Genomic DNA, 26,896 nt, shown 5'->3' with positions numbered 1-26,896 from the left:
TGAGGGCCGGGGAACAGGTCAGGCGGCCCTGGTGTCGAGGAGCTCGCCCAGCAGGTCGCTCAGGCTCACCATGCCGATGACCGACAGGTCGGCCGCGGTGACCAGGCCCAGGTGCGCGCGAGCGTCCTGGAGCGCGGCCACGGCCTCGGGGACCTGGGTGACGCAGGCGAGCCTGGGCAGCGGCCTGGCCAGCTCACCCGCCGAGGCCTCGGGCATCAGCAGGGCGTCGCGCGCGTGCAGCACGCCCCTGATGTCGCCGGGCGTGCCGACCAGCAGCCTGAGGTGGCCGCTGCCGCCCGCCGCCCGCTTGATCCGGTCGGCGTTCGCGTCGGCGGGCACCATCACGACCTGGTCGATGGGGACCATGAGCCGTTCGATGCCCTGCGCCTCGAGGCGAAGGGCGCGGGTGAGCAGGTCGTGCTCCTCGCGGTCGAGCAGGCCCATCCGGCCCGACTCGCCGACCAGCATGGCGAGCTGGCGCGGTGTCCTGGTGGTGGCCAGCTCGTCGCGGGCGTGCACACCGAACAGGCGCAGGATCAGGTTGGTGAAGCCGTTCAGCGTCGACAGCAGCGGACGTACCACCCACGTGAAGGCCCTGAAGGGCACGGTCAGCAGCATCGCGGCCGACTCGGGGTGGGTCAGCGCCCACGACTTGGGCGCCATCTCGCCGATGACCATGTGGAGGAAGGTCACCAGGGCGAGCGCGATCGTCAGCGCGATCGGCACCCGCAGGCCCTCGGGCAGGCCGACGAGGGCGAAGACCGGCTCCAGGTAGTGCTCGATCGCGGGCTCGGTCACCATGCCGAGGCCGAGCGTGCACAGCGTGATGCCCAGCTGGGCGCCTGCCAGCATGAGGGACAGCTGCTTGCCGCCCTCCACCGCGGACTTGGCGACGAACCTGGTCAGCTTGGTGCCGCCCGAGGCCATCTCCTCCAGGCGGTGCCTGCGCGAGGAGACGAAGGCGAACTCGGCGGCCACGAACAGCGCGTTGAAGGCCAGCAGCCCGAGGCTGAGCGCGATCAGGGCGAGCGGGTTCACTTGGCCACCTCGGCGGGGTGCTGGACGGGCGCGAGCCGTACCCACTCGGGGACGCGACGCTGCAGGGACAGCACCGTGAGGACCGCCTGCGACTCCTGGGAGTCCTCAGCGAACGGGTCGGACTCGGGGATGAGCTCCACCGTGATGATGTCGCCGGGCTCGGCCATCCTGCCGAGCCTGGCCAGGACCAGACCCGCCACGGTGTCATAGTCGTCGCTCTCGGGGAGCGAGATGCCGGTGGCCCGCTCGACCTCGTCGAGCCTGAGGGTGCCCGGCACGTCCCAGACGCCGCCAGGGCGCTCGACGGCGCCGACGGGCTCGGGGTCGTTCTCGTCGACGAGCTCGCCGACCAGCTCCTCCGCCAGGTCCTCGACGGTCACCACGCCGGCCAGCCCGCCGTACTCGTCGATGACGCAGACGAGGTCGGCCCTGGCGGCGCGCATCTGCGCCAGCACGAGCGGCAGGGGCAGCGAGTCGGGGACCAGCACGGCGGGCTGGGTGACGTCGCCGATGAGGCCCTCCTCCACGCCCGCGGCCAGCAGCTCGCGCACGCCTGTCACGCCGATGACGTCGCCCTCGGGGCCGAGGACCGGGTAGCGGGAGTGGCCGCACTCGCGCATCGTCGCGATGAGGTCGGAGATCGGCCTGTCGACGCGCAGCACGACCACGCGCGGCCTCGGGACCATGGCCTCCTCCGCGATGCGGTCGCCGAACTCCAGCGCCCGCTCCAGCAGCTCCGACAGCCGCGGCGGCAGCTCGCCCGCCCTGGTGGACTCGGCGATGATCCTCGAAAGCTCCTCGGGGGTCGCGCCGTGCTCCACCTCCTCCACGGGCTCGACGCCGACACGGCGGAGCAGGCCGGTGGCGGCCGAGTCGAACAGCTTGATGAGGGGTCCTGCGATCGTCAGGTACACCAGCGTCGAGCGGGCCAGGAACTTGGCCACGGGCTCGGGCTTGGCGATACCGAGGTTCTTGGGGGCGAGCTCACCGAGCACCATCTGGATGACGGTGGCCACGAAGACGCCGATCGCCACGGAGAAGGCCGCAGGAAGATCTCCCAGCAGGGGCCTGACCAGCGTCGCGATGGCGGGTTCGGCGAGGAAGCCGACGAGCAGGGCGGTGACGGTGATGCCGAGCTGCGCGCCGGAGAGCATGAACGACAGGCGTGAGGTGACTCGCAGCGCTCGTTCCGCCGCGGCGTCGCCCGCGTTGGCCTGCTCCCGCAGGTTGCCCCTGTCGACGGCGACGAAGGCGAACTCCTGGGCGACGAAGTAACCGGTCGCCGCGGTGAGGAGGAAGAGGGCAAGAATGCCGAGATAGGCGCTCATTTCGAGCTCGCAGGGGGTCCCGTGCAGATGCACGGGCTAGTACTCCATGGGTCCGGAGCGGACACGATCTTCCCTTCGATAGAGGTCGTCCACAACCGTAACGACCGTGCGGACGTCAAATGTTTCCCGAGTGACTCACGCTCTGGTCTGCGTACTTTTTCATGGGAATTCCTTGACGAGACGTCTGCACTGGTGAAGGCCACGAAGTACGGTCGAAAGCAACCGAGGGGGAGTAAACGACGTGTCCGAGGACGACCGCACGCGAGCCATGCGCTCACCGGGCGACGGACGCCCGCTGCCGCGCAGGGACGAGGGACCGCCGCGCTCAGGCGGTGCGCCCGCTCATCCGATTCCCGGCAGCGCGCCTACCAGGGCGCACGAGCAGCCGAGGGCTCCTGAGGAGCCCCGCTCCAGCGCTCGGGTGTACGGCAAGGCCCGCTCGGGCAACAGCCCCGTACGCCCCCTCAAGAAGCCGCCTCGGGAGCCGCGTGAGCCTCGGCTGCGGGGCCGGATCAAGGGCGCGACGATTCTGAAGATCATCGCCGGGGCGCTCGCCGTTCTGCTGGTGCTGGCCGTGGTCGGCTTCTTCTGGATCAACTCGCGCATCCAGGCCATCGACGGCGTGCTCGACGAGTACGAGGGCCGCCCCGCCGACACCCCCGGCACCAACTGGCTGCTCGTCGGCTCCGACAGCCGCGAGGGCCTGACGGCCGCCGAGCGCAAGAAGCTGGCCACCGGCAGGGCCGTCGGCCGGCGCACCGACTCGATGATGCTGCTGCACATCCCCGAGGGCGGCGACAGGCCCACACTGGTCAGCCTGCCCCGCGACTCCGCGGTCAGCATCCCTGGACAGGGTCGCAACAAGCTCAACGCCGCCTTCGCCATCGGCGGCCCTCAGCTGCTGACCCGCACGATCGAGAACGTCACGGGCATCAGGATCGACAACTACATGGAGGTCGGCTTCGCCGGGTTCGTCGACATCGTCGACGCGGTGGGCGGCGTCGAGATCTGCGTGAAGAGCCCGATCAACGACCCGAAGGCGGGGCTCAAGCTCAAGAAGGGCTGCCAGGAGATGGACGGCGGCACCGCCCTCGGCTATGTCCGCACCCGCAAGGGCGGCGCGCTGCCCGACTTCGAGCGCACCAAGCGGCAGCGGCAGTTCCTCAGCGCGGTCGTGAAGAAGGCGGCGAGCCCTCTGGTGCTGATCAACCCGTTCACCTCGATCCCGCTGGCGATGGGCGCCACGGACGCGGTGCGGGTCGACACAGGGACCGGCGCCTTCGACCTGCTCTCGCTGGGGCTGGCGATGGGCGGCAGCCCTGTGACGACGGTGGTGCCGTTCGGCGGCAACGAGAGCGTCGCCGGCGGCCAGGCGGTCAAGTGGGAAACCACGCGCGCGATCCAGCTCTTCGACGCGCTCAAGGAGGACAAGCCGGTGCCCAAGGACGTGCTGGACAAGGGCTGAGCCGCGTGGCGCGGGCCGCCTCCCTGCCGAGAGGACGGCCCGCGGCGGTGGTCAGCCCGTGGAAGCGCTCGTCGCGGCGCCGATGGCGGCGCTGGTCGCGGCGATCATGATGACGGCGTTGATCTCGGCGATCGTCTTGGCCACGGCCTCACCGGCCCACGCGCCCTCGGTGATCTCCTTGATCCGCTCCTTGCTCGCCCCTGGGAAGGCCTTGCGGTCGAGCTTGGCGGCGTGCAGGACGGCGATCAGCACGGCCGTGCGCTCGTCGGGTTCGGAGCCGCCGAGCACGCTCGCCACCCTGGCGCGGATCTCCGCCTCCACCCTGCCGTCGGCCTCGGGCCAGCGCGTGGTGGGGAAGATGCCGAGGATCTTGCCGCGCTCCTGCGTGAGCACGCCCGTGTCGGCGAGCCTGGTCAGCAGTCGGGTCCTGAGCTTGCTGTTGCCGATCTTGGCGACCCACCAGGCGGGCTTGCGCTCCTTGCCGTCCTCGACGATGCGGGTCATGGTCGCCTCGAGCTCCGCGTCGAGCTCCGCGCCGCCTCCGGCGGCGTCCTTGACGACCACCTTCTTCTCCGACAGCGCGATCCTGCCGTCGACCGCCAGCTCGGCGAGTACGGCGCCGCCGAGCGCCGCGTTCAGTTCGGTGGAGCCGATCAGCTGCTTGCCGTCCTGCTCGCTGTGCGCGAGGAGGAGGACTTCTTCGGCGATGGTGACGCTCATATCCAGACAGTACGTCGTAAGCGCTCCGTAAGCGTTGGGGAGCGGTTCGCATGGTGGTGTGGAGGCATGAGAGTACTGCGTCATCCCGCGACCTGGATCGCTGTGGCGGTGGTCTTCGGGGTCGCGATGTACCTGTTCCAGCCCTGGCGGCTGTTCACCACCGTGGAGGTGAACGAGCCCCTGCCCGAGGCGGTCGTCGCCTCCTCGACGGGCACCGCGCCCGCGCCCACGGCCGTTCCGCGGGCCGCCAGCCCTGCTCCCGCACCGGAGGTGCTGCGGTCAGGCAGGTTCGTGACCCACGAGCACAGGACCTCGGGCGTCGCCAAGGTGCTCAGGCTCGCCGACGGCAGGCGCGTCCTGCGCATCGAGGACCTGGCCACCTCCGACGGCCCCGACCTGCGCGTGTGGCTGAGCGACCAGCCCGTCACCGACTCCTGGCACACCTTCGACGACGGCAGGTACCTGGAGCTCGGCGACCTCAAGGGCAACAAGGGCGACGCCAACTACCCGATTCCGGCCGACGCGGACCTCGACAGCCTCACCAGCGTGTCCATCTGGTGCAAGCGGTTCAGCGTCTCCTTCGGCGCCGCCGCTCTCACCGCCGGAACGCGTTAACTTGCTCCGTATGTCGATTTCATCGGAACTGCACGCCATCGGCCGCCCGCTGCTCGAGGCACAGCTCGCGCACCCGACCGTGGCGGGCATCGGCAGGGGCGACCTCGAGGAGAAGGTCTTCAGATCGTGGCTGGAGCAGGACTGGCTGTTCCTGCACGACTACGTGAGGGTGTTCGCCAGGCTGGCCTGGCAGGCTCCGGCCGCGCACCTCGGAGACCTCGTCGACCTGGCGCACACGACCTTCCACGACGAGCTGTCGCTGCACAGGTCCCTGTCGGCCGAGTTCGGCGCCGACCTCGACGGCGCGGTGAAGGGCCCGGCGTGCCAGGCGTACACCACCTTCCTGCTGGAGTCGGCGGCCACCTACGCCGAGGGCCTGGCCGCCCTCTATCCGTGCATGTGGGGATACTCCACGCTCGGCCGGATCCTCGCGGAGAACAGGCCCGCCGAGCCTCGCTACCGCGCATGGGTCGACACCTACGCCGATCCCGGTTTCGCCGCCCTGACCGGGCGCATCGCCGAGATGATCGACGAGGCGGCGCCCGATCTCTCGAGGGCGAAGGAGCTGTTCGCCGAGGGAATGCGACACGAGCTGGCCTTCTGGGACGTCCCGTAGGGCGGAGCTGCTTTCCACAGCCTGTGGACCATATTCTGGACGCATGCCGGAACTTCCCGAAGTGGAGTCGCTCGCCGAGTTCCTGCGCGAGCGGGCGGTGGGGCGCACCATGCTGGCCGTCGACGTCGTCGCCTTCCAGGCGCTCAAGACCTTCGACCCGCCCGTCACCGCGCTCGGCGGGCTGACGGTCACGGGCGTGGCGAGGCACGGCAAGTTCCTCGACCTCGACTGCGACGGCCTCCACCTGGTCTTCCACCTGTCGCGAGCGGGGTGGCTGCGCTGGCGCGACGACCTGTCGGGCGCGAAACCCGTCCGCCCGGGCAAGGGGCCGCTGGCGGTGAGGGTACGGCTGGCGCCCGACGACGACGGCGTGGCGCCGGGCTTCGAGCTGACCGAGGCGGGCACGCAGAAACGCCTGGCCGTCTACGTCGTCAAGGACCCCGAGGAGGTCCCCGGCGTCGCCTCGCTCGGCCCCGACCCTCTCGCGCCCGAGTTCACGCCCAGCGCGCTCAAGCAGATCGTGGGCGGCAACCGCACCCAGATCAAGGGCCTGCTGAGAGACCAGAAGATCATCGCTGGCATCGGCAACGCCTACTCCGACGAGGTGCTGCACGCGGCCAGGATGTCGCCCTTCAAGATCTCGGCCACGCTGACCGACACGCAGATCGCCGACCTGCACGAGGCGATCGTGACCACGCTGCGCGACGCGGTCGAAAGGGCCCACGGCCTGGCCGCCAAGGACCTCAAGGCGGAGAAGAAGTCGGGGCTGCGCGTGCACAACAGGGCGGGGCAGACGTGCGACGTGTGCGGTGACACGATCCGCGAGGTGTCGTTCGCCGACTCCTCGCTGCAGTACTGCCCCACCTGCCAGACCGAGGGCAAGATCCTTGCCGACCGGCGGATGTCCAAGCTGCTGAAGTAGGGCCCCGCTCAGGCGACGAAGGGCGGCTGACCCGTCTCGCTCACCATGGGCTTGCGGGCCATCTCCCACGACTGCATGCCGCCGCCGACGTTGACGGCGTCGCGCCCGATGTGGTTCAGCCATGCGGCGGCGTGCGCCGAGCGGCCGCCGACCCTGCACACGACGTACACCTGCTGGTCGGCAGGCACCTCCTCGACCCGCGCCTGCAACTCGGCGAGCGGGATGTGCACCGCCTCGGGGGCGTGGCCCGCGACCCATTCGTCCTGCTCACGGACGTCGAGCAGGTAGGCGCCCGCGGGCACGTCGGTCACTTCGATCTCAGGAACGCTCATACCTCCATTCTCGGGGAGCCGAACCCCTGACCACGCCCGAAGGGAGCGACGCGTGAGGCTTCGATGAGCGGCCTCTTGCCAGGCGAAGATCACAAGCCGCGGAAGCTCGGTGGCGCCGCAGCCGGGCGCCGAGGTCGTCCTCCTAGTGACGCATACCGGTGGCGTTGTCTGTGCGCTCCTCGGCGGGGGCGCGCGTGGCGTCGAAGAGCCGGCGGGCGGCTTCGGTGCGGGTGGCCGCGCCCAGCTTGGTGAGGATCCGGGACACGTGGACACCCGCGGTGTTGGCGCTGATGAACAGGTCGGCGGCGATCTGACGGTTGCTCTTGCCCTCGGCGACCAGCTTGAGCACCTCCGACTCCCGCGGGGTCAGCCCCAGAAGGGGTTGCCTGCGAGGTGCCGGTCGCGGCCTGTCCGCCTCGATGAACGACAGCTCGTAGCGATTGCCGAGCGTGCGCCAGGTGTGCGCGGCCGTCGCCCGGTCACCGCCGGCCATCGCGCGGTACGCCTCGTCGACCGGCCCGATGACAGGTAGCTCCGGCAGGTCCGCAGGGACGGCGGCGGCGACCAGGGCCCACGCCTCATGCGGGTGGGCGGCGAGATCCGGGGCAGCCGCGAGGTAGATGTCCTGTGCGTTGCCGGGGTCGAGCCTGATCCGGAGTGTCGCCAGCCTGATGCGGTAGGGCCGGACCCAGGGCTCGTCGCCGAGCAGGTGCTCCGCGCGGTCGGCGGCGGCACGGGCGTCGGCAGGCTCACCCTGTGCCAGACGGATCTCGCCCTGGCTGATCAGCAGAGCGGCGTGACTCAACTGCGGCAGCTCGGGCTCGCCCAGCATCTCGTCGATGAGGTCGAGCGCCTCCGGCCAGCGGCCGAGGGCCGTCAAGGCCTGGACCCACTTGACGACCAGGATGGGGGCGTGTTTGGCGTATTGGAAGGTTTCCTGCGCTTGCTTGATGCCGAGCTGTATCACCTCGATCGCCGTGGTGTACGCACCCATGGCCACGTGCAGGGCCGACTCCCAGGTGGCGATGTCGATCATGGCTTGTGGGTCGGCCGTGGCGTGGGCGCCGGCGAAGTGCCGGAAGGCCGTCACCGGATCGGAGGCGGCGGCCAGGCCCAGGAAGGCGTGGGCCCGTGCCGTCAACGACGGGCAGTCCAGCTGCTCGGCCAGGTCGAGGGCGGCGCGGGCGTAACGCTCGCCCTGTTCGGCCTCGCCGGCGAAGACGCTGATGAGGGCCAGCTCCGCCAGGACCTCGCCGCGCAGCCGGGACGGCTCTGCGAGCAGCTCCAGAGCCCTGAGCAGGTCGTCACGGCCGCCGCTGCGGCCCAGGTTCTTCAGCCGCGCCTGCCGGTAGTACCGTTGCGGGTCCGGTGCGATGGCCAACGCCTCAGCTGACCAGCGCAGGCCGCTGGAGACCGCGTTGACCGCGATGCTGGCTTCCACCGCATGGTCGAGGACGGTAAGCCGGTCGATGCCGGCGGTGTCGCCTACCTCTTCCCACAGGTGCAGCACCCTTTCCAGCAGGTGCAGCCGCTCCGGCTCCGCGCCGGTCAGGGCGGCCTGCGTGGCCGCTTCCCAGGCGGCCTGGAGGGCCCGGGTGTGATCCCCTGCCGCATACGCGTGCGCGGCCACCTGTGCGACATGTTCCGGCATGCCCGACAGAGCGGCCACGAAGCGCGCGTGCAAGCCGGTGCGCTCGACCGGCAGCAGGCGGTGGTAGACGGCCTCGCGGACCAACGCGTGCCGGAACGCATAGCCGGTGCCGGTCGCCAGCAGAACGTGCTTGTCCACGAGTCGGCGGAGCGCTTGGTGCAGCTTCGGCTCGGGCAGGTCGCTCACGACCGCCAGGACCTCATGACCGACCGTGGTGCCGGCGATCGAGGCCAGCGTCAGGACCTGGATCTCGTCGTCGGCGAGCGGGGGCAGCCCTGCCAGGAGCAGCTCACGCAGCTCGGCGGGGATGTCCTCAGGACAGGCGCTGAGCGCCTCGACGAACAGCGGGTTGCCACGGCTGCGTTCGAACACCCGGGTGACCAGGGTGGGCTCCGGCTCCCGCGCCAGCAGCGCGGCCAACTGGCGGCCTGTCTCATGCCTGCTCAGCGGCGCGGGCGTGATCAGCTGGACGGCAGGCGACCGGACCAGCTCGGCGACGAGTTGCCGAAGTGGGCCGGAGGGGGCCCGACAGGTGCCGATCAGGAACACACCGTCATGAGCGAGATTGGCCACGAGGAAGGTGAGCAACTGCAGGCTGGAGACGTCGGCCCAGTGGAGATCCTCCAGGACGAGCACCAGCGGCCGATCGTCGGCGGACCGCTCGATAGCGAGCAGGACCGCACCCCAGTCGCCCGGCGACGAGATCGCCAGGCTCCGCAGCGGCGACAGGAACGGCGCGAACGGCAGCCCGTCGTTGCCGAACTCCAGGCATCGGCCGGTCAGCACACGCGGCCCTGAGCCCAGCCGTGTGGTGAACTCGTGCACCAGCCGGGACTTGCCGATGCCGGCGTCACCCGAGATCAGCACCGTGCGGCCGATCTCGTCCTGGTACGCGGCTCGAAGCGCGGCCAGCTCGGCACCACGGCCGACAAAGGCGCTACTGCTCCGGAAGATGCTCACGGGCCAAGATAACGAGATCTCATGATTCGCGACAAACCTCTTTACCAGCAGGATCGAGGCATGAACGAGATCAAGCCCTTCCGCGTTGAGATCCCCCAGTCCGACCTGGACGACCTGAAGGCACGGCTCGCCCGCGCCCGCTGGACCGACGAGTTGCCCGGCGCCGGCTGGGAGCGCGGCGTCCCCACGAGCTACCTCAAGAAGCTCGCCACCTACTGGGCCGACGAGTTCGACTGGCGGGCCGCCGAGGCCGAGATCAACCGGTACCCGCAATACACCACCGTCATCGACGGGCAGAACGTGCATTTCCTCCATGTACGTTCGGAGCGCCCGGATGCGACACCGCTCCTGCTCATCCACGGCTGGCCGGGCTCGATCGTCGACTTCCTCGACATGATCGAACCGCTGACGACTGGAGAGACCGCCTTCCACCTGGTCATCCCGTCGATCCCCGGGTTCGGGTTCTCCGGCCCGACCACCGAGGCAGGCTGGACCGACACCCGCGTCGCCTCCGCGTTCGCCGCCCTCATGGCCCGCCTGGGCTACGACCGCTACGGCGTGCAGGGCGGCGACATCGGAGCCTTCATCGGCCCGGCGCTGGGGCGTGCCGACGCCGAGCACGTCATCGGTGTTCACGCCAACGCGCTGGTCACCTTCCCCACCGGCGACCCGGCCGACATGGCCGCGTTGACCGAGGGCGAGCACCTGCGGCTCAAGGCGATGAAGGACTTCCAGGACAACATGTCCGCCTACATGAAGCTCCAGGGCACCCGGCCTCAGACGCTGGCGCATGCCCTCGCCGATTCCCCTGTGGGCCAGCTCGCCTGGATCGTCGAGAAGTACAAGGAGTGGACCGACGCGTCGAAGGAACTGCCCGAGGACGCGGTGGACCTGGACCGGATGCTCGCCACCATCAGCATCTACTGGTTCACCGACACCGCCCGCAGCGTGGCCAACTCCTACTTCGAGCGCTTCAACGACGCGAGCATGTGGGCTCCCAAGGCGCCGGCGACCGTGCCCACCGGGGTCGCCGTCTTCGCCGCCGGTGACTACGCCATCCGCCGCTTCGCAGAGAAGGCGCACCGCGTCACGCACTGGTCGGAGTTCTACCGCGGCGGCCACTTCCCCGCCCTGGAGGCGCCGGATCTCCTGGTCGGCGACATCCGAGAGTTCTTCGCCTCACTGGCCGAATAATCCCTCGCGCGATCCATGACCAACGCACGTGGGCCTGGCGCCGCACCAGCGCCAGGCCGACACGAACGGGATCGGCGGCCCCGGCTCCCGCGCCGCCGAAACACGAGAACGGGGACGGCACCCCTCGACGGGGACGACTGCGCCGGCCACCGGCACCCGGGCGGACGCTCAGCCACAGCCGTCGTGGCGATCGTCACCGCGCTGGATGACTCTGCTGGACGCCGTGATCACGCATGCTCCGGCTTCAACGGAGCGCGGAGACGTGGGGGTGGTTGAACGCGGAGGAATGGTGCATTATTGGGGCGCGAACTGGGCATATCCCGGCCGCACTCACAAGTCCAAACCGCGGGAGCTCGGGGCAACCGGGCTGAGAGGGCAACTGCCGTTGCCGACCGCATGAACCTGTCCGGGTAATGCCGGCGTAGGGAGCGTGTGATGACGCATGTCATCGACCCCAAGCATGCAGAAGTCCCTCTGACCCTCGACGAGGCTCCCCCCAAGACTCTCGGCATCCTCGACCAGGGCGCGTTCTGGGCCAACCTGGGCGTCAGCCTCCTCGGCTTCTCCTTCGCGCTCTTCCTCATCAACCCCCTCCTCGACGACAACCCGCTGTCCATGACGGCCGCGGTCACCGCGACCGTCGTCGGCAGCCTCATCGGCACCGCCATGGTGGGCCTGGCCGCCATCCCCGGCGCGCAGACGGGCCAGCCCGCGATGGTCCTGCTCAGAGGGCTGTTCGGGGCCAAGCTCTCCTACGTCCCGACCGTGCTGAACATCATCCAGATGCTCGGGTGGGGCGCCTTCGAGCTGTGGGTCATCTCGATGGGCGCGCAGGCCATCTTCGGCGACGCCGTGCCGTACGCGGTCTGGGTGCTGCTCGCGGGGGCGATCACCACCGGGCTGACGATCTACCCGCTCGGCGCCATCAGGCTGATCAGGCGCGTCGTCACGATCGGCGTGATCATCTCGACCATCTGGTTCGCTGTCGTCTTCCTGCGCTCGGCCCCGGCGCCGGCCGGCGGCAGCTGGGACGCCTTCGCCCCCGCCGTCGACTTCGTGATCGCGCTGTCGGTGTCGTGGGTGCCGGTGGCCGCCGACTACGCCAGGCACTCGCGCAGCAGCCGCGCAGCCTTCACCGGCGTCGTGGGCGGCTACACGGTCGCGCAGGTCGCCTGCCTGGCCATCGGCGTCTACGCGGTCGCGATCGCCGGGCACGACGCCGTGCTGAACGACCCGACCACGGTGTTCGGCCCGTTCGTGGCCGCCCCGCTGGGCGCGCTGTTCTTCGGCATCCTGGTGCTGCGTGAGACCGACCAGTCCTTCGCCAACGTCTACTCCACCGCCATGTCGCTGCAGAACCTCATGCCCCGCGTGGACAGGCGCATCTTCTCCATCGCGATCGGCGTGCTGACCATCGGCGTGGCGCTGCTCGTGGACGTCAACTCCTACAGCGCCTTCCTCAGCATCATCGGCGCCGTCTTCGTCCCGATGCTGGGCGTCCTCGTGGTCGACTACTTCCTGCTCGGCCGCGCCAGCACGTGGGACACCAGTGAGCACGCCCCCTCGCGCTGGCCGATGGTCGCGCCGTGGGCGCTGGGCTTCGTCACCTGGTGGCTGCTGGCCGCGCCCTCGACGATCAGCTGGTGGGCGGCGATCTGGGACGGCGCGCGCACGGCGCTGGGCTTCACCAGGCAGCCGTGGATGAGCGCGGCCGTGGGCGCGTTCCTGGTGGCGGGCCTGGTCACCCTGGCCATCGGCCTCGTACGGCGAAGCAGGCGCTAACCCTCGATCCTCAGCAGGCGCTCAAGGGCGGTCGTCCCGCCCGGATAGCTCTCGCGGTCGCGGACCCGGTGGCATGGCACGATCACGCACACCGGGTTCGCGTTCAGCGCGTTGCCCACCGCGCGCAGCGCCTGTGGCCGTCCGATGCGCGCCCCGAGGTCGGCGGTGGTGGTGCTGGTGCCGTACGGCACGGCCATGGTCATCTGCAGCAACGTGCGCGCGAACGGCGTGGCCAGCTGCAGGTCGACGGGGGTGGTGAAGGCGCGTAGGCGCCTGGAGAAGTAGGCGTCGAGCTCGCGGCGCACCGGGTCGAGACGGCGCGCGTCGGGGCCGACGAGGCCGCCCACGACCCGCGTCAGCCGCTCGAAGATCGTGTGCTCGTCCTCGAAGCTGCAGGCGACCACGCCCTTGGCGGTGACCGCGAGCACCAGCCTGCCGAGGGCGCCTTCGTAGGTGCCGACGGCCACGTCAGGCGGCCGTCCAGCACGGTAGGTGGCTGAGGTGACCCTCAGCAGGGCTTCGAGGTCGCCGGCCGACATAACCCGCAGCGTATCGGACGGATCGGCCTACGGAGCGGGCGCGCCACCGGCAGTATGGAAGGCGTGGGTGACGAGGAGATCGCCGCTGCCGTCCTCTCCAGCGCCCCCAACGCGGTCGTCGTGCTCGACAGGGACCAGACCGTGCTGGTCTGGAACCCAGCGGCGGAGCGGTTGTTCGGATGGAGCACCGAGGAGATGGTCGGCAGGCGCGCGCCGATCGTCCCTGGCGAGCTGACCGCCGAGCACCACGCGGTTCTCGAAAGGGTGCGCACCGGCGGCCAGGTCTCGCTGCGCACCAAGCGTTTCCGCAGAGACGGCACCGTCCTCGACGTGCGGGTCGACACCAGCGCGCTGCTCCACGGCACGGCCGTCGTCGGCTACGTGCACGTCCACCACCTGCCGGAGGACGACGTCGTCGCCAGGGACAGAGGGGCGCACAGGGCCAGGCTGGTGCGCAGGCTCACCGACGTCGTCGGCGACATCAACGCCGAGCTGGAGCTGCCCGCCGTGCTCGACCGCATCGCGGCCAGCCTCACGGAGCTCACGGGGGCCGACGCGGGCGGGTTCGTCCTCATCGAGAACGAGCGGCTCAGGCTGGTCAGCGCCTACCAGCTGCCCGAGTCGCTCAGGAACGTCACCGCCGACCTGCGCAGCAGCCTGGTCGGCAAGCTGATGCGCACGGGCAAGACCGTGATGCTCGAGTCGGAGGGCCTCGACGACCTGGTCTGGGCCGAGCTGCCCGGCCTGCACACGATCGCGCTGGGCCTGGCCGCGGTGGGCGGCCGTCCCTACGGCGCGCTCTACGCGCTGTTCGCCAAGCGCAAGCCGGGCCATGTGGAGCTCGAGCTGCTCGAGCTGCTGGCGGGCCACGCGGGCATCGCGGTGGGCAACGCCATGGCCTACCAGGAGGCGCTGCGGCAGCGGGCCCACGAGCGGGCCGTCTTCGACGCCAGCGCCGACGGCATCGCGGTGCTCGACGAGCCGGGCAGGGTGGTCCAGTGGAACCCCGCGGCCGGTGAGCTGACCGGCATCCCCGTCGAGAAGGTCATCGGCGAGCCGCCGCCCTTCCCCCTGCCGGAGCCGGGAGAGAAGCTCACCTTCCAGCTGGCCAACGGCCGCTGGCTCGACGTGGTCAGCGCCAAGATCGAGGAGACAGGGGAGATCGTCGTCGACTTCCGCGACATCACCACCGCCAAGGAGCTGGAGGAGGCCAAGGATCTGTTCCTGGCCACCACCAGCCACGAACTGCGCACCCCGATCACGATCGTGCGCGGGTTCGCCAGCACGCTCGACGCCCGATGGGACAAGATGACCGATCCCGAGCGCCGCTCGGCCGTCCACACCATCGCCGAGCGGGCCAGGTCGCTCGGGCAGCTCATGGACCACCTGCTGCTCGGCGCCAGGGCGGGAGCCGAGGAGCTCGCGGTCCGCGTCGAGACCTTCGACCTGGCGGAGCGGGTGCGGGCGGCCACGCTGGGCCTGCCCGTCCTGTCCGACAGGCACAGGGTCGAGGTGGTCATCCCCGAGGATCTGCCCGACGTGAGAGGTGACGCGCTGGCCACGGACATCGTGCTCGGACAGCTGCTGGAGAACGCCTTCAAGTACTCACCCGACGGCGGTCTGATCAGCGTCGAGGTGTGGGCGGAGGGGCGACACGTGGTCGTGGTGGTGGACGACGAGGGCGTCGGCATCGCCCCTGATGACCGTGACCGAATATTCGAGCGGTTCGTTCAGGTCGACAGCGGTGACCGGCGCAGATTCGGCGGTGTGGGCCTCGGGCTCTACATCGTGCGGAGCCTGGTCAAGGCGCAGGGCGGCGAGGTCACGGCCCATCCACGCCCAGGTGGAGGCACTCGCATGCGTTTTGCTCTCACTATCGTGGCCGACACGCCGAGCCGGTAACGAGCCGGTCACGGATGCGCTGATCTATCGTCCAATGTGTACAAGCTGTGATCGAGACACGGTTTCTGGGACCGAGTAACGGGGCATTTCGGTCGTATCCGGGGGCGTTCCCTGGGGGGACATGGGAGCGGGGAGGTGGGTGTGTCGAGCGTCGTGATGTTGCCGTACGCACTGTCCAGCGTCGCCGTCGCGCGCCAGCGTCTCTGCACTGACCTGCAGGAGTGGGGGGTCTACGCCACCGCGATCGATGATGCGGTCCTGGTGGTGAGCGAGCTGCTGAGCAACGCGCTACGGCATGCGCGACCGTTGACCTCTGGCATGGTCAGGGTGGCGTGGCTGTGGACTGACGATCACGTCGAGGTGGCTGTGAGTGACGGAGGCGCGGCGACCGAGCCGCGCGCGGGCCGTCCCACGATGTCCTCACTCGGCGGGCGCGGCCTCGGCATTGTCGAATATGTCGCGGAGAGCTGGGGCGTCCGGCACGACGGGGAGACGACCACGGTATGGGCCGTGCTCCCCGCCCCGCACGCCAACGGTCAGGTCGCCGCGCTCAAGGAAGCCGGGTAGAGCACCCGGCGCTCGCCGGCCGTCCATGCGGTCGAGACCAGCAGGTAGATCCCCGCGGCCAGCGGCAGCACGGCAGCGGCGATCACCGTGCCGTAGGGCAGCAGTTTGAGGATCTTGAACTGTCCTGCCTCCATCCTGCGGGAGGTGTACCAGGCGATCAGCGCGATCGCGACGATGACGCCGGCGAAAGCCAGCACGGGCCAGCTGATGAGGCCGTACTTCGCCACCACCACCGCCAGGTGCTGACCGAGCAGGTCCGTACCGATCAGGGGGTGGGTGGCGACCTGATACATCAGCCACAGGAACGGCATCTGCGCCAGCGCGGGACCGAATCCCGCGAAGGGCGAGGTGCCTTCCTTGGCGTAGAGGGCCGACATCTCCTTGCTGAGCCGCTCGGGATCGCGGCTGTGGCGTTTCTGCAGCTCCTGCATGCGCGGCGCGAGCCGCATCCGGATCCTGGCGGCGCGCGCCTGCTTGATGCTGAGCGGCAGCAGCAGCAGCCGTACGGCCAGCGTGAACAGCACGATCACCAGCGCGGTGTTACCGCCGAAGCCGGTGATGAACATGACAAAAGAATCGATCATCACAACTCCTCATAGAAAGGTCTCGGTTTCTAGAAGGAGCGCGATGACGGAGCTCGTGGACGCGGTCTGCCCGCCGCGTCAGGATCGCACTGGCGAGGAAAGGCCGACTTCCTGGCATAGGCCATGGGGAAGGTCGGCGTGCCGCCCGTCTGGGCGACGAGCACGCTGCTCGCCCAGACGGCGAGCAGGACCAGCACCAGCCCGGCGATCAGCACCAGGCCGGCGGGATCCGCCAGCGCGAAATGGAACACCTACCTGGACCTGCCCACCAGGGAGACGGCGATGAAGACGATCACGCCGATGACGCCGACGATCAGCGCGAGCTGCAGCAAGCCCATGAGCATGGGCAGGATGAACGTGAAAAGCACCCAAAGCGCCAGAAGCGCGCCCACGACGAGCATGACCATTCGACCCATAGGGCCACCGTACGTCCTGGACCATGCGTGCGCGAGGCAGTTAGCCGTACCGTGACTGGGTGAGCACCCGCATCCTGGTCGTCGATGACGACCCGACCGTCGCCGAGGTGGTGGCGCGTTACCTCGAGCGCGACGGTCACCAGGTCGAGTGCGTGGGCGACGGGGCCGAGGCGCTGCGCAGGGCGCTGGCCGATCCGCCCGACCTGATGGTGCTCGACCTCATGCTCCCGAAGGTCGACGGCCTTCAGGTCTGCAAGAAGCTCAGGGAGCGCTGGCCGGTGCCGGTGATCATGCTCACCGCGCTCGGCGAGGAGATCGACCGCGTGGTCGGCCTCGAGACCGGCGCCGACGACTACGTGACCAAGCCGTTCAGCCCGCGCGAGCTGGCGCTGCGCGTGCAGTCGGTGCTGCGCAGGGCGCGCGGCGCCTCTGTCACCGGCGGCAGCGGCGTCCTGCGCGACGCCGACCTGGTCGTGGACGTGGGCGCCCACGAGGTACGGCTCGGCGAGAAGGAGATCCTCCTGACCGCGCGCGAGTTCGACCTCCTGGCCTACCTGATGCGCAACCCGCGCCAGGCCTTCAGCAGGGCGGCCCTGCTCGACCAGGTGTGGGGGTGGTCCTTCGGCGACTCCTCCACGGTGACCGTCCATGTGCGGCGGCTGCGCGAGAAGGTCGAGCCCGACCCCACGGTGCCGCGCAGGATCGTCACCGTCTGGGGCGTCGGTTACAGGTACGAGCCGCTGTCATGACCCTCTTGGAGATCGTGGCCGTCACCGCCGGGCTCGGCGTGGTCGTGGCGGCGGCCGGTCTCGCGCTGATGTGGCGGCTGCGCACCCGCTCCATCGGCGTCATGCTCGCCGTCGTCGTGGCCGTCGCGGTGCTGGCCACGGTGGCGGGCGTCGCCGCGATCACGATGCGGATGGCCATCGACGCCGCCGCGAGGGACCTGGTGCTCAGCGTGGTGGCTGTGGGCGGCCTCGTGGGTCTCGCCGTGGCCTTCGTGGTGGCCAGGCAGATCGTGGCGGCGAGCAGGCGGCTGGCGGCCGCGGTGCGCGAGCCCTCGTTCGTCGCGCCGCCTGGGCTGCCCGCGGAACTGCGGGCCATCGCCAGCACCCTGGAGGAGTCGTACGCGCGCGAACGCGCCCTCGAGGGGGCGCGCAGGGAGCTGGTCGCCTGGGTGAGCCACGACCTGCGCACCCCGCTGGCCGGGATGAGAGCCATGGCCGAGGCGCTGGAGGACGGGGTCGGCGACGCCCGCAGGTACCCCACCCAGATCAGGCTGGAGGTCGAGCGGCTCTCGGCGATGGTTGACGACCTGTTCGAGCTCTCCCGCATCCACGCCGGATCGCTGCGCCTGAACAGGACCAGGACAGGACTGGGCGATCTGGTGGCCGACGTCGTGGCGGGAGTGGAGGCCCTGGCCCTGGCCAAGGGGGTACGGCTGTGCGCCACGCCCGCGGTCGCCCCCGTGTCGGCCGACGCGGGAGCGCTGGGAAGAGCGCTGCGCAACCTGGTGGTGAACGCGATCAGGCACACCCCCGCGGGGGGAACGGTCGCTGTGCGCGTCTCCGTGGAGGACGGCCTGGCCTGCCTGACGGTGACCGACGCCTGTGGCGGAATCCCCGAAGAGGACCTGCAGAGGGTGTTCGACGTCGCCTTCATCGGGGAGAGGGCCCGCACACCGACGAGGGACGGGGGAGCGGGCCTGGGCCTGGCGATCACCCACGGCCTGGTCGCCGCTCACGGCGGCAGCGTCTCCGTCGCGAACCAGGGCCCGGGATGCCGCTTCGAGATCCGCCTGCCCCTCGCCCCCTAGCCGGCGCGCGTGCGGGATCTGGTTGGGTGGCCGCATGACAGTGAACGCGAACCCTCCGCGCCAGGCCCGGTGGGACGGCTGGCGCAGGTGTGCGGTGATCGGCACCGTCACGCTGGTCCCCACCAGCGTGCTGGCCTGGGTCTACGTCCTGAGCACCTACGCGTTCTCCCGCTGCCTCACCTACGGGGAGCAGTGCGATCCCGACTCGAGCGGGCTGATGTCACTGGCCTGGTGGGCCTTCTGGGGCAGCGCCGCCGCCGGCCTGCTCGCGATCGTGCTGCCTGCCAGGTGGCAGGCGATGACGTGGCTACGCCCCGCGCTCGCCGTCACCCAGCTCCTCCTCCAACTGGTCACCTTCACCGCGGTGGTCGCCGCCGCGTGACGAGCACGGCTCAGCGGGCGGGAGAGGACAGGAGGTCCCAGCGGTTGCCGTCGGGGTCGGTGAAGGGCGCGACCGTGCCGTAGAACTCCCTGCGAGGAGCGGCGTCGAAGGTGACGCCCGCCGCCAGCATCCGTCCGTGGTCGAGGTCGAAGTCGTCGGTGTGGAGGACCAGCCGGCCCTCTCTCGCCGGAGTGTCGCCGCGGGTCAGCAGCAGCGCGGTCTCCCTCGCGTGGCGCGGGCGGACGGTCACCCACCGCTCGCCCTCGCCGCCCTGCCTGTCCTCCCACAGGTCGAAGCCGAGTGTCCCGACGTAGAAGGCGAGAGCCTCGTCGTGGTCGCGCACGACGAGAGGGACGAGGCCGAGCCGCTGGGCGGGCACGAACCCGTGACTGGTGCGTGCCTCCTCCTGCCGGCGTGTGATCGTCCATACGATCAGGATCGCGAGGGAGCCCGCGGCGAGCGACAGCGCGATCGTGAGCACCGACACGACCGGGCCAGGGACCACCCGCACCGAGTACGCGTGGACGGCGAGCATCCCCAGCCAGCTCAGCCACCAGGCCCAGACCAGCCGGGAGCGGCGGACTCTGAACAGGTCCGTGCCCGGTGCCTGGCCGCCTGGTTGCGAGGTGGCTCGGATGTCGTCGACGATCCCCTTCGGGACGAACAGGTTGACGACGGGCAGGATCCAGCCGAGGACCATGAACGGCGCGGCGTAGGTGTGGACGACCCCTGGAGAGAGCGCGTGCGCGTTGGCGCGGGCGCGAGCCAGCCAGCACACGTAGGCGAACCCGGCGGGGATGAGGATCAGCTGGTACCTGAGCCGCCAGTGCTCCCCGTGGAGCAGGTGGGCGATCGACATCGCCGTGGACGCGGCGACGACCAGGGCGATCATCACGACCACGAGGACGGCTAACGGACGGACGGGGCGCAGGGAGGGAGGGGGCACCACGGATCCTTCGACGGCGGCAAGGTGATCGCCAGTATGGCGGTTCATGAGCGGGAAAACAGATGATCTTCGCGTCGGACGATGGTCATACGGCCGCCATCGGGAAGACTGAAGGTCGGCGACGGGAGGCGAGGGTGGCGACCAAGGACGGCGACGGGTGGACGATCTGTCGGCAGGGTCACAGGCACTGGGGCACGTACGGCGCGGCGGGGCTGCTGGCCGTCCACCGCGATGAGGAGGGCGTCGCCCACGTCCTGATGCAGAAGCGGTCCTTCTGGAGTCACCACGGCGGCACCTGGGGCCTGCTCGGAGGGGCGTGCGACAGCCACGAGGACCCCGTCGACGCCGCGCTGCGCGAGGCGGGCGAGGAGGCCGTGCTCAAGCTCGACGAGCTGCAGGTGCGCGGCGTCTACCACGACGACCACGGCGGCTGGGCGTTCGACACCGTGATCGCCGAGGCCGAGACGTTGCTGCACGCCGTACCCGGCAACAGTGAGAGCGCCGACCTGCGCTGGCTCACCCTGCAGGAGATCGAGAAGAAGCGGCTGCACCCGGGCTTCGCCCACACGTGGCCGACGGTCCAGGCCGCGCTCGAGCCGGGTCTCGTGGTGCTCGACGTCGCCAACATCGTCGGAGCGAGGGCCGAGCACGGCTGGTGGAAGGACCGCAGGGGGGCGGCCTCCAGGTTGCTGACCGACACGGCGGGCAGGAGCCTGCCGCACGAGGTGCTGACCCGGTGGTTCCCTCGCGTGGTCGCGGTCGTGGAGGGCGCGGCGCGCGGCGTGGACGAGGTGGAGGGCATCTCCGTCGTCCACGCGCCGGGCAGCGGCGACGACACGATCGTCGAGGTCGTACGGCAGGCGAAGCCGTGGGAGCGCGTGCTCGTCATCACCGCGGACAGGGCGCTGAGAGAGCTGGTGAAAGGGCTCGGCGCGCTCGTCGCCGGTCCGAAATGGCTGCTCGACCGGCTCTGAGCTGGCAGCATGTGTCCATGTCTGTCCCCCGGACACTCGAGATCCCACCCGACGAATGGGGCAGGCCGCGCTCCCCCGCCCAGGTTCCCTGGCTGTTCCTCGCGATCATCGCGGCACTGCTCGCGGGCAGGTTCCTGCTCGCACCGCACCTGACCGCGCCCGCGCTGCAGACGTGGGCCACGATCTTCGTGGCGATCTGCGTGCAGGCCCTGCCGTTCCTCGTGTTCGGCGTGGCGCTGTCGGCGGCCATCGCGGCGTTCGTGCCTCCCGGCTTCTGGACCAGGGCGCTGCCGAAGCGGCCCGCGGTGGCGGTGCCCGTGGCGGGCCTGGCCGGAGCCGTGCTGCCGGGGTGTGAGTGCGCCTCGGTCCCCGTGGCCTCCGGGCTGATCAAGCGAGGCGTCACACCGGCGGCGGCGCTGGCGTTCCTGCTGTCCTCTCCCGCGATCAACCCGGTCGTGCTGGTCGCCACCGCCGTGGCCTTTCCCAACGAGCCGCTGATGGTGCTCGCGCGCTTCGCCGCCTCGCTGGTGGCGGCCGTGGGGGTGGGCTGGCTGTGGCTGCGGTTCGGGAAGACCGAGTGGATCCGCAACCGCGCCCATCACCACGGCTCGTTCCTCGAGGCGATGCGGCACGACCTCCTGCACGCCGGCGGCTTCCTGATCGTGGGCGGGCTGGCCGCCGCCACGCTCAACGTCGTGGTGCCGCGCGAGTGGCTGACGGCGGTGGCGGAGGTGCCGTGGCTGTCGGTGCTGGTGCTCGCGGCGCTCGCCGTGCTGCTGTCGATCTGCTCGGAGGCGGACGCGTTCGTGGCGGCCTCGATGTCGGCCTTCTCTCCCACGGCGAAGCTGACGTTCATGGTGGTCGGGCCGATGGTCGACCTCAAGCTGATCGCGCTCCAGACCGGGACGTTCGGCAAGGCGTTCGCGGTCAGGTTCGTCCCCGTCACCCTGGTGTTCGCCGTGGTGGCCAGCGTCGTCGTCGGATGGATCCTGCTGTGAACCGCATGTCGCAGAACCTGGTGCTGATGCTGCTCGGCGGCGCGCTGCTGCGGATCTCGGCCTTCTCCACCACCTACGTCAACTACGTCAAGCCGGGCTTTCGGCCCCTCCTCATCGCGGCCGGGCTGGTGATCTTCGCGATCGGGCTGCTGGGGCTGGTCCGCCGATCCGCCGAGCACCATCACGGGCCGAGGGTGGCCTGGCTGCTGTGCCTGCCGGTCTTCGCCGTCTTCCTGATCGCGCCGCCCGCGCTCGGGTCGTTCGCCGCCGCCAGGTCAGAGGCGCCGCCTCCGCCGCAGGTCCTCGACGCCTACGCGCCGCTGCAGGCCGCGGGGGCGACCGAGATGAAGATGAGCGAGTTCATCGGCAGGGTCTTCAGCGACTCCAACCAGACGCTCAAGGACAGGACGGTCAAGCTGACCGGCTTCGTCACGCCGTCCAGGAAGAAGGGGCAGTGGTTCGTCACCAGGATGCAGCTGGCCTGCTGCGCCGCCGACGCTTACGCGCTCAAGGTGATCGTGCGCGGCGTGCCGCAGCCCACGCCCGACTCCTGGGTCATGGTCACGGGCACCTGGGTGCCCACCGAGGTGGACGACAACGCCACCGGCATCGTCTACGCCGAACTCGACGCCACAGCGGTGGAGAGGGTCGAGGCCCCGTCAGAACCTTACGAGTAGGTCGGCGGCCTTCTCCTCGACCTCCGCGGCCCGCAGCGCCAGCTCCGGCGAGGGATCGAGAGCCACCTGCGACCACAGCTCGCCTGCCGTCCGGTAGAGAGGGGCGGCAGGATGGCCGCCCGCCTCGTCGAGGAAGTCGGCGTAGAGCGGCCTGGTGGCGCCGGGAGCGGTGTACTCCGTCTCCAGGCACTCGGGCAGCCGGCGCCTCGCGCTCTCCAGCACCTCGGGGTCGGCCAGGTGCTCGGCGAGCCTCCGCATGCCGGACAGCCCGAAGTTGACGTCGAAGGCGTTGCCCAGCACGGGACCCGTCAGCTTGGCCGCGGTGTCCTTGATCGCCGCCTTGAGGTCAGGCTCGGCGGAGGGCGGGCCGGTGATCTCCGTCAGGTGGTGCCTGTTCTTCTTCGAGGCCGACCACTCGCTCATGAACGCGGCCAGCGGCATCTGCCCGTCGAGGAGCACGACCGTGTCACCCTCGACGCCGAGCACGGCCACGTCGTAGGGGTCCTGCCCGATCCTGCAGATCACCTTGTCGCCGGTCTCCAGCGCGGCCCGCAGGTTCCGCTCGGCCACCCTGGCCGAGCCGGTCTGCCTGACCTCGTGCGGTACCCCCGTACGGACGAGCGCCTTGCCGATCATCGGCTCGGGGTGCGCCTGGGCGACGACGGTCAGCATCGGCGGATGGCCCTTGTACCTGAAAACGAAGCACATGAACCCGATGCCGCCGCCGAGGCCGAGCCACATCGCCTCGGAATGGGTGCCGAGCAGGGCGCGGAGCAGGTGGGACTCGCGGTGCATGCGGGGAGATCTCCTCAGATGAAAGCGGCGTTGAGCCCTGTCACGTCGAGCACCCTGCGCAGCACGCCGTGCACGCCGGTGAGCCGCAGACTGCCGCCGTGCTCGCGCACCAGGCGCTGGTGCTCGATCAGCACCCACAGGCCGCTGGAGTCGCAGAAGGCCAGGCCCGCCGCGTCGATGACGATCGTGTGGACCCTCTCGCCGTGCAGGAGGACGAGCTGTTCCCGCAGCACGGGCACGGAGACCTTGTCGAGATCTCCGTGGAGGCTCACGATCGCTGCTCCAGGGGAGCGCTCCACCGCCACAGTGAGTTCCGCCAACGAGATGCCTCCCGCTCAGGAGCCTTCTCCGAAGGTACACCCCTGCCGCATCGAGCGTTAGACGCTAAGGTGGTGTGCGCACTGGAGGGTTCGCATAGTGGACGAGTGCAGCCGCCTTGAAAGCGGCCAGGTCAGCGATGGCCTCAAGGGTTCGAATCCCTTACCCTCCGCCATCGACCTCCAGGCCGCGCGCCTGCGGCCTAGAGGTCGCCCAGCTCGCCGAGCGGCTTCGTCCAGTAGTCCTGGTCCTGCGGCGCCCGCGTGTCCGGGTTGATGACGACGTGCATGATCTCGTTGAAGGTCTTGAACGCGCGGTCGTCGCCGACCCGCATCTGCCCGCCGTTGATGCGCTCGTACCAGTACTTCTGCTCGTCCTCGATCCGGGGGAGCAGCTGGTTGCGGCTCAGGGTGCGCGCTTCCTCGAGAGTGAGGCGCTCGAAGCGTTGCATGCGGGGATTGTCTCATCAGGGTGAGGCGAGCGGAGGGGTTCTCTCGCCTCACATCCCCGCGAAGCCGTCTCCGACCGCCGCGGCGAGCTGCAGATACGCCTCCCTCGTCGGCTCCTGCAGCCGGTCGAGGTCGATCTCGGCGCCCTCTTCCAGATGCGGGTCGTACGGCACGCGGATGACCGTACGGCAGCGCGCCGCGAAGTGCGCCTCGAGCTTGGCGATGTCCACGGCCGACTTCGACCTCGGCCGCACGCTGCACAGCACCACCGTGGCGTCTCTCACCAGGTCGCCGTAGTGATGGGCCTCCAGCCAGTCGAGCGTCGCCGAGGCGGCCCGCGCGCCGTCCACGGAGGGCGAGCTGACCAGCACGATCTGGTCGGCCAGCCCGAGCACGCCCGACATCGCCGAGTGGAGCAGCCCCGTGCCGCAGTCGGTGATGCAGATGGAGTAGAAGTTCTCCAGCACCTGGGCGACCTGCTGGTAGTCGGCGGCGCTGAACGCCTCGGAGACCGAGGGGTCGCGGTCGGAGGCGAGCACCTCCAGGCGTGAGGGAGCCTGCGAGGTGAAGGCCCTGATGTCGACGTAGCGCTTGACCTGGGCGCGCTCGTTCAGCAGGTCGCGAACCGTCGCCGAGGTCTCCAGCTCCAGCTTGTCGGAGAGCGTGCCGCGGTCGGGGTTGGCGTCGACCGCGATCACCCTGTCGCCGCGGACCTGCGCGAGCGTGGCGCCGAGACCGACCGTGGTGGTGGTCTTGCCGACGCCGCCCTTGAGGCTGAGCACGGCGACGCGGTGGTGCCCGGTCGCGACGGGGGTGCGGGCCCTGGCGACCAGGGCGCGACGGCGGCGCACCTCGGCGGGCTCGCCCGGCTTGATCCACCCGGCGGAGGCCTTGTAGATCAGCCGGCGCCAGCCCTTGGAGGGGGCGTTGCGGCGACCGCGCAGCAGTGAGTCGGGGTCGAGGCTCTCGGCGGTGGGCCTGTCGCCGGCGGCGGGACGGGCCGGCACGGCGAAGGCGGGAACCGGCGGCTGCGGGCGGCGGCGTACGGGGAACGGCTCTTCCTGCACGGCCACCTCCACCGACGGCGGCTCGGCGAAGCTCGCCCGCTCGAACGAGGGCGGCTCCTCCCTGTGCCGGGGCTCCTCCCTGCGCGGCTCCTCCCTGACGCGCGGTTCACGCGGCAGGGGGTCGTCGAAGCGGAAGGCGTCGAATCTCGGCTCCGGCTCCTCGTGCCGCGGCAGGCCGGGCTCGGGAGTGTCGTCGTCGGGGACCAGCTCGCCCTGGACGGTCTCGACGTCGGCGATGCCCTCGAAGCTCTCGGCCGCCGGCTGCGGCCACGGCGGGCGCGGCCACGAAGGGTCGGTGCGCTCCTCGGGCGGCAGCGGGTCGAACATGCTGCTCTGGGGCTCGGGACGCTCCTCTGCCTGCGGGTCGAAGGCGCCCATCCGGTAGGAGTCGGTGTCGTCGGGGCGGGGAAGCGGCTTCAACGGCGCGAGGAAGGCGTCATCGTCGTCCCTGCCGAACGTGGGAGGCCGCTCGGCCTCGACCGAGGACTCGAACCACTCGGCCGCCTCCACCTCCTCGGCGGGCAGCTCCTCCGCCGCGGCCTGGCCGTACACGGAGTCGACCGCGGCCCTGAACAGGGGCGGGGTCGGAGTGTCCTGCTCGGTGGGCACCGACAGCCAGGGGTCCTTCGGGTATGGCGAAACGATGGTCTCGTCCGTGGCCACGGCGCCGGTCTTGGCGCTGACCTTGACGGGTTCCTCGTCGGTCTCCTTGATGGCGTCGAGCCAGGCGAGCTGTTCCTCGAGAGACTCTTCACGATCGTGTCGTGCCACCGTGTTCCCCCTCGGGATGGGCGTAAAGGGGCAGCAAACACATTGCACATTAACGCCCCGTGTTCCGTTGAACGCAGGCAACCCGCAACTTCCCTGCCCCGCTACCTTGGGTCACATGCGAGCGATTGTCATCACCAAGCCCGGCGGACCCGAGGTTCTGGAGTGGCAGGAGGTGCCGGATCCGCGTCCTGAGCGGGGAGAAGTCGTGATCGATGTCACGGCCTCCGCGGTCAACAGGGCGGATGTCATCCAACGGCTAGGTTTCTATGACCCACCGCCCGGTGCCTCCCCGTATCCGGGGCTCGAGTGCTCCGGGGTGATCTCCGAGGTCGGTCCCGACGCCGTCGGGTTCGCGGTGGGCGACAGGGTCTGCGCCCTGCTGTCGGGGGGCGGGTACGCCGAGCGCGTCGCCGTCCCGTGGGAGCAGGTGCTGCCCGCGCCCGAGGGGCTGTCGCTGACCGAGGCGGCGGGTCTGCCCGAGACGGTGTGCACCGTCTGGTCCAACGTCTTCATGACGGCCAGGCTGCGGCGCGGGGAGACGCTGCTGGTGCACGGCGGCGCGAGCGGCATCGGCACGACCGCGATCCAGATCGCCAAGGCGTTCGGCTCGCGCGTGGTGGTGACCGTCGGCTCTCAGGAGAAGGCCGAACGCTGCCTGGAGCTGGGGGCCGACGAGGCGATCAACTACAGGACCGAGGACTTCGCCGAGCGGGTCGAGGCGGACGTGATCCTCGACATCATGGGAGCCAAATATCTCCCAGGGAACGTCAAAGCTCTCAAGACGGGCGGACGGCTGGTCGTGATCGGTCTCCAGGGCGGGGTGAAGGGCGAGCTCGATCTCCACATGCTGACCAGGAAGCGGGCCGCGGTGCACGGCACCACGCTCCGATCCAGGCCGGCGGCCGAGAAGGGCGTGGTCGTGCGCGGTGTCGCCGACAACGTCTGGCCGCTGGTGTCGGCGGGCGCCGTCAGGCCGGTCGTGCACGCGCAGGTGCCCATGGCCGAGGCCGCCAAGGCGCACGAGATGCTCGATTCAGGAGAGCACGTCGGAAAGATCCTGCTAGTAGGTTGA

Annotated in this window: 29 protein-coding genes, 1 tRNA gene and 1 riboswitch; of the genes, 16 read left to right on the top strand and 14 right to left on the bottom strand. The window is 70.2% G+C overall.

Annotated elements, in window-relative coordinates:
- Positions 1–18 precede the first annotated feature (18 nt).
- The gene (locus tag FHR33_RS26345) at positions 19–1,038 is read right to left on the bottom strand and encodes a hemolysin family protein (RefSeq protein WP_183652922.1); all 1,020 of its coding nucleotides are present in this window, start codon (positions 1,036–1,038) and stop codon (positions 19–21) included.
- Positions 1,035–2,366, bottom strand: coding sequence for a hemolysin family protein (locus tag FHR33_RS26340; RefSeq protein WP_183660305.1), 1,332 nt, complete (start codon positions 2,364–2,366; stop codon positions 1,035–1,037). The genes FHR33_RS26345 and FHR33_RS26340 overlap by 4 nt, the downstream gene beginning before the upstream one ends.
- 241 nt (positions 2,367–2,607) lie before the next feature.
- On the opposite strand from FHR33_RS26340, the gene FHR33_RS26335 reads away from it, so the two are divergent.
- The gene (locus tag FHR33_RS26335; protein ID WP_312895731.1) at positions 2,608–3,831 is read left to right on the top strand and encodes an LCP family protein; all 1,224 of its coding nucleotides are present in this window, start codon (positions 2,608–2,610) and stop codon (positions 3,829–3,831) included.
- 51 nt (positions 3,832–3,882) lie between these two features.
- Here FHR33_RS26335 and FHR33_RS26330 read toward each other — a convergent pair whose 3' ends face one another.
- Complete coding sequence (locus tag FHR33_RS26330) at positions 3,883–4,551, bottom strand: GOLPH3/VPS74 family protein (protein ID WP_183652919.1); 669 nt, start codon at positions 4,549–4,551, stop codon at positions 3,883–3,885.
- Positions 4,552–4,617: 66 nt separating this feature from the next.
- Here FHR33_RS26330 and FHR33_RS26325 point away from each other — a divergent pair, with 66 nt between their 5' ends.
- The 3 genes from FHR33_RS26325 to FHR33_RS26315 are packed head-to-tail and all read left to right on the top strand — an operon-like array spanning position 4,618 to position 6,704.
- A complete protein-coding gene (locus tag FHR33_RS26325; RefSeq protein WP_183652916.1) occupies positions 4,618–5,166 on the top strand; it encodes a DM13 domain-containing protein in 549 nt (182 codons plus the stop codon).
- Between the two features lie 10 nt (positions 5,167–5,176).
- A complete protein-coding gene (locus FHR33_RS26320) occupies positions 5,177–5,782 on the top strand; it encodes a TenA family protein (RefSeq protein WP_183652913.1) in 606 nt (201 codons plus the stop codon).
- 43 nt (positions 5,783–5,825) lie between these two features.
- Complete coding sequence (locus tag FHR33_RS26315; protein ID WP_183652910.1) at positions 5,826–6,704, top strand: Fpg/Nei family DNA glycosylase; 879 nt, start codon at positions 5,826–5,828, stop codon at positions 6,702–6,704.
- Positions 6,705–6,712: 8 nt separating this feature from the next.
- On the opposite strand, the gene FHR33_RS26310 is transcribed toward FHR33_RS26315, so the two are convergent.
- Both FHR33_RS26310 and FHR33_RS26305 read right to left on the bottom strand, forming a co-directional pair.
- Positions 6,713–7,036 carry a rhodanese-like domain-containing protein gene (locus FHR33_RS26310; protein WP_183652908.1) on the bottom strand — a complete coding sequence of 108 codons (324 nt, stop codon included), beginning with the start codon at positions 7,034–7,036 and terminating at the stop codon, positions 6,713–6,715.
- Positions 7,037–7,178: 142 nt separating this feature from the next.
- Positions 7,179–9,647: an ATP-binding protein gene (locus FHR33_RS26305; RefSeq protein WP_183652906.1), complete on the bottom strand. Its 2,469-nt coding sequence runs from the start codon at positions 9,645–9,647 to the stop codon at positions 7,179–7,181.
- A 60-nt stretch (positions 9,648–9,707) separates the two neighbouring features.
- On the opposite strand from FHR33_RS26305, the gene FHR33_RS26300 reads away from it, so the two are divergent.
- Together FHR33_RS26300 and FHR33_RS26295 are read left to right on the top strand one after the other, a co-directional pair.
- On the top strand, positions 9,708–10,841 hold the full coding sequence (locus FHR33_RS26300) for an epoxide hydrolase family protein (RefSeq protein ID WP_183652904.1): 1,134 nt from the start codon (positions 9,708–9,710) through the stop codon (positions 10,839–10,841).
- A 335-nt stretch (positions 10,842–11,176) separates the two neighbouring features.
- A riboswitch (TPP riboswitch) is annotated at positions 11,177–11,287 on the top strand.
- Complete coding sequence (locus tag FHR33_RS26295) at positions 11,277–12,623, top strand: purine-cytosine permease family protein (RefSeq protein ID WP_183652902.1); 1,347 nt, start codon at positions 11,277–11,279, stop codon at positions 12,621–12,623. (Overlaps the previous riboswitch by 11 nt.)
- Here the strand turns inward: FHR33_RS26295 and FHR33_RS26290 are convergent.
- Positions 12,620–13,162, bottom strand: coding sequence for a methylated-DNA--[protein]-cysteine S-methyltransferase (locus FHR33_RS26290; RefSeq protein WP_183652900.1), 543 nt, complete (start codon positions 13,160–13,162; stop codon positions 12,620–12,622). The genes FHR33_RS26295 and FHR33_RS26290 overlap by 4 nt on opposite strands.
- A 54-nt stretch (positions 13,163–13,216) precedes the next feature.
- Here FHR33_RS26290 and FHR33_RS26285 point away from each other — a divergent pair, with 54 nt between their 5' ends.
- Together FHR33_RS26285 and FHR33_RS26280 are read left to right on the top strand one after the other, a co-directional pair.
- The gene (locus FHR33_RS26285; RefSeq protein ID WP_183652898.1) at positions 13,217–15,064 is read left to right on the top strand and encodes a PAS domain S-box protein; all 1,848 of its coding nucleotides are present in this window, start codon (positions 13,217–13,219) and stop codon (positions 15,062–15,064) included.
- A 141-nt stretch (positions 15,065–15,205) separates the two neighbouring features.
- Positions 15,206–15,631, top strand: coding sequence for an ATP-binding protein (locus FHR33_RS26280; protein WP_312895730.1), 426 nt, complete (start codon positions 15,206–15,208; stop codon positions 15,629–15,631).
- Here the strand turns inward: FHR33_RS26280 and FHR33_RS26275 are convergent.
- Genes FHR33_RS26275 through FHR33_RS26265 form a run of 3 tightly spaced genes read right to left on the bottom strand, consistent with a single transcriptional unit; the run spans position 15,601 to position 16,631 of the window.
- Positions 15,601–16,215, bottom strand: a complete 615-nt coding sequence (locus FHR33_RS26275; RefSeq protein ID WP_183652895.1) for a YidC/Oxa1 family membrane protein insertase — start codon at positions 16,213–16,215, stop codon at positions 15,601–15,603. The genes FHR33_RS26280 and FHR33_RS26275 overlap by 31 nt on opposite strands.
- A gap of 29 nt (positions 16,216–16,244) precedes the next feature.
- Positions 16,245–16,466 (bottom strand): DUF6412 domain-containing protein, encoded by a 222-nt coding sequence (locus FHR33_RS52805; RefSeq protein WP_183652892.1) that lies wholly within the window; start codon positions 16,464–16,466, stop codon positions 16,245–16,247.
- Positions 16,467–16,631, bottom strand: a complete 165-nt coding sequence (locus tag FHR33_RS26265; RefSeq protein WP_183660648.1) for a hypothetical protein — start codon at positions 16,629–16,631, stop codon at positions 16,467–16,469.
- 59 nt (positions 16,632–16,690) lie between these two features.
- On the opposite strand from FHR33_RS26265, the gene FHR33_RS26260 reads away from it, so the two are divergent.
- Genes FHR33_RS26260 through FHR33_RS26250 form a run of 3 tightly spaced genes read left to right on the top strand, consistent with a single transcriptional unit; the run spans position 16,691 to position 18,829 of the window.
- Positions 16,691–17,380 carry a response regulator transcription factor gene (locus tag FHR33_RS26260; protein WP_183652889.1) on the top strand — a complete coding sequence of 230 codons (690 nt, stop codon included), beginning with the start codon at positions 16,691–16,693 and terminating at the stop codon, positions 17,378–17,380.
- The gene (locus FHR33_RS26255) at positions 17,377–18,447 is read left to right on the top strand and encodes a sensor histidine kinase (protein WP_183652886.1); all 1,071 of its coding nucleotides are present in this window, start codon (positions 17,377–17,379) and stop codon (positions 18,445–18,447) included. Before FHR33_RS26260 ends, FHR33_RS26255 begins: the two co-directional genes overlap by 4 nt.
- 34 nt (positions 18,448–18,481) lie before the next feature.
- Positions 18,482–18,829 carry a hypothetical protein gene (locus FHR33_RS26250; protein WP_183652883.1) on the top strand — a complete coding sequence of 116 codons (348 nt, stop codon included), beginning with the start codon at positions 18,482–18,484 and terminating at the stop codon, positions 18,827–18,829.
- A 10-nt stretch (positions 18,830–18,839) separates the two neighbouring features.
- Here the strand turns inward: FHR33_RS26250 and FHR33_RS50575 are convergent, their stop codons facing one another.
- Positions 18,840–19,775 (bottom strand): DUF4328 domain-containing protein, encoded by a 936-nt coding sequence (locus FHR33_RS50575; protein ID WP_183652880.1) that lies wholly within the window; start codon positions 19,773–19,775, stop codon positions 18,840–18,842.
- A 134-nt stretch (positions 19,776–19,909) separates the two neighbouring features.
- Here FHR33_RS50575 and FHR33_RS26240 point away from each other — a divergent pair, with 134 nt between their 5' ends.
- Genes FHR33_RS26240 through FHR33_RS26230 form a run of 3 tightly spaced genes read left to right on the top strand, consistent with a single transcriptional unit; the run spans position 19,910 to position 22,424 of the window.
- Complete coding sequence (locus tag FHR33_RS26240; RefSeq protein WP_183652877.1) at positions 19,910–20,749, top strand: NUDIX hydrolase; 840 nt, start codon at positions 19,910–19,912, stop codon at positions 20,747–20,749.
- Positions 20,750–20,766: 17 nt separating this feature from the next.
- On the top strand, positions 20,767–21,747 hold the full coding sequence (locus FHR33_RS26235; RefSeq protein WP_183652875.1) for a permease: 981 nt from the start codon (positions 20,767–20,769) through the stop codon (positions 21,745–21,747).
- A 5-nt stretch (positions 21,748–21,752) separates the two neighbouring features.
- Positions 21,753–22,424, top strand: coding sequence for a TIGR03943 family putative permease subunit (locus FHR33_RS26230; RefSeq protein ID WP_246453113.1), 672 nt, complete (start codon positions 21,753–21,755; stop codon positions 22,422–22,424).
- On the opposite strand, the gene FHR33_RS26225 is transcribed toward FHR33_RS26230, so the two are convergent.
- Positions 22,407–23,219 carry a BtrH N-terminal domain-containing protein gene (locus FHR33_RS26225; protein ID WP_183652869.1) on the bottom strand — a complete coding sequence of 271 codons (813 nt, stop codon included), beginning with the start codon at positions 23,217–23,219 and terminating at the stop codon, positions 22,407–22,409. The two genes, FHR33_RS26230 and FHR33_RS26225, sit on opposite strands and share 18 nt — an antisense overlap.
- 14 nt (positions 23,220–23,233) lie before the next feature.
- Positions 23,234–23,518, bottom strand: a complete 285-nt coding sequence (locus tag FHR33_RS26220) for an STAS domain-containing protein (RefSeq protein ID WP_312896015.1) — start codon at positions 23,516–23,518, stop codon at positions 23,234–23,236.
- 104 nt (positions 23,519–23,622) lie between these two features.
- On the opposite strand from FHR33_RS26220, the gene FHR33_RS26215 reads away from it, so the two are divergent.
- Positions 23,623–23,712: transfer RNA gene (locus tag FHR33_RS26215), tRNA-Ser, on the top strand.
- Between the two features lie 27 nt (positions 23,713–23,739).
- Here the strand turns inward: FHR33_RS26215 and FHR33_RS26210 are convergent.
- Entirely contained in the window at positions 23,740–23,988 is a 249-nt protein-coding gene (locus tag FHR33_RS26210) for a hypothetical protein (protein ID WP_183652863.1), read from the bottom strand.
- Positions 23,989–24,036: 48 nt separating this feature from the next.
- Complete coding sequence (locus FHR33_RS26205) at positions 24,037–25,824, bottom strand: MinD/ParA family ATP-binding protein (protein ID WP_312895729.1); 1,788 nt, start codon at positions 25,822–25,824, stop codon at positions 24,037–24,039.
- A gap of 115 nt (positions 25,825–25,939) precedes the next feature.
- On the opposite strand from FHR33_RS26205, the gene FHR33_RS26200 reads away from it, so the two are divergent.
- A complete protein-coding gene (locus tag FHR33_RS26200) occupies positions 25,940–26,896 on the top strand; it encodes an NAD(P)H-quinone oxidoreductase (protein ID WP_183652859.1) in 957 nt (318 codons plus the stop codon).

This window comes from Nonomuraea dietziae (assembly GCF_014195505.1).
Taxonomy (GTDB): domain Bacteria; phylum Actinomycetota; class Actinomycetes; order Streptosporangiales; family Streptosporangiaceae; genus Nonomuraea; species Nonomuraea roseola.
The sequence above is the reverse complement of the archived record's forward strand: the minus strand, read 5'-3'. Positions and strand labels throughout refer to the sequence as shown.

Coding starts and splice junctions, on each gene's coding strand:
- FHR33_RS26340 (WP_183660305.1), bottom strand. CDS start 2,366: ATGAGCGCCTATCTCGGCATTCTTGCCCTCTTCCTCCTCACCGCGGCG.
- FHR33_RS26330 (WP_183652919.1), bottom strand. CDS start 4,551: ATGAGCGTCACCATCGCCGAAGAAGTCCTCCTCCTCGCGCACAGCGAG.
- FHR33_RS26325 (WP_183652916.1), top strand. CDS start 4,618: ATGAGAGTACTGCGTCATCCCGCGACCTGGATCGCTGTGGCGGTGGTC.
- FHR33_RS26320 (WP_183652913.1), top strand. CDS start 5,177: ATGTCGATTTCATCGGAACTGCACGCCATCGGCCGCCCGCTGCTCGAG.
- FHR33_RS26315 (WP_183652910.1), top strand. CDS start 5,826: ATGCCGGAACTTCCCGAAGTGGAGTCGCTCGCCGAGTTCCTGCGCGAG.
- FHR33_RS26310 (WP_183652908.1), bottom strand. CDS start 7,036: ATGAGCGTTCCTGAGATCGAAGTGACCGACGTGCCCGCGGGCGCCTAC.
- FHR33_RS26300 (WP_183652904.1), top strand. CDS start 9,708: ATGAACGAGATCAAGCCCTTCCGCGTTGAGATCCCCCAGTCCGACCTG.
- FHR33_RS26295 (WP_183652902.1), top strand. CDS start 11,277: ATGACGCATGTCATCGACCCCAAGCATGCAGAAGTCCCTCTGACCCTC.
- FHR33_RS26290 (WP_183652900.1), bottom strand. CDS start 13,162: ATGTCGGCCGGCGACCTCGAAGCCCTGCTGAGGGTCACCTCAGCCACC.
- FHR33_RS26285 (WP_183652898.1), top strand. CDS start 13,217: ATGGAAGGCGTGGGTGACGAGGAGATCGCCGCTGCCGTCCTCTCCAGC.
- FHR33_RS26275 (WP_183652895.1), bottom strand. CDS start 16,215: ATGATCGATTCTTTTGTCATGTTCATCACCGGCTTCGGCGGTAACACC.
- FHR33_RS26265 (WP_183660648.1), bottom strand. CDS start 16,631: ATGGGTCGAATGGTCATGCTCGTCGTGGGCGCGCTTCTGGCGCTTTGG.
- FHR33_RS26255 (WP_183652886.1), top strand. CDS start 17,377: ATGACCCTCTTGGAGATCGTGGCCGTCACCGCCGGGCTCGGCGTGGTC.
- FHR33_RS26250 (WP_183652883.1), top strand. CDS start 18,482: ATGACAGTGAACGCGAACCCTCCGCGCCAGGCCCGGTGGGACGGCTGG.
- FHR33_RS26235 (WP_183652875.1), top strand. CDS start 20,767: ATGTCTGTCCCCCGGACACTCGAGATCCCACCCGACGAATGGGGCAGG.
- FHR33_RS26230 (WP_246453113.1), top strand. CDS start 21,753: ATGTCGCAGAACCTGGTGCTGATGCTGCTCGGCGGCGCGCTGCTGCGG.
- FHR33_RS26225 (WP_183652869.1), bottom strand. CDS start 23,219: ATGCACCGCGAGTCCCACCTGCTCCGCGCCCTGCTCGGCACCCATTCC.
- FHR33_RS26210 (WP_183652863.1), bottom strand. CDS start 23,988: ATGCAACGCTTCGAGCGCCTCACTCTCGAGGAAGCGCGCACCCTGAGC.
- FHR33_RS26200 (WP_183652859.1), top strand. CDS start 25,940: ATGCGAGCGATTGTCATCACCAAGCCCGGCGGACCCGAGGTTCTGGAG.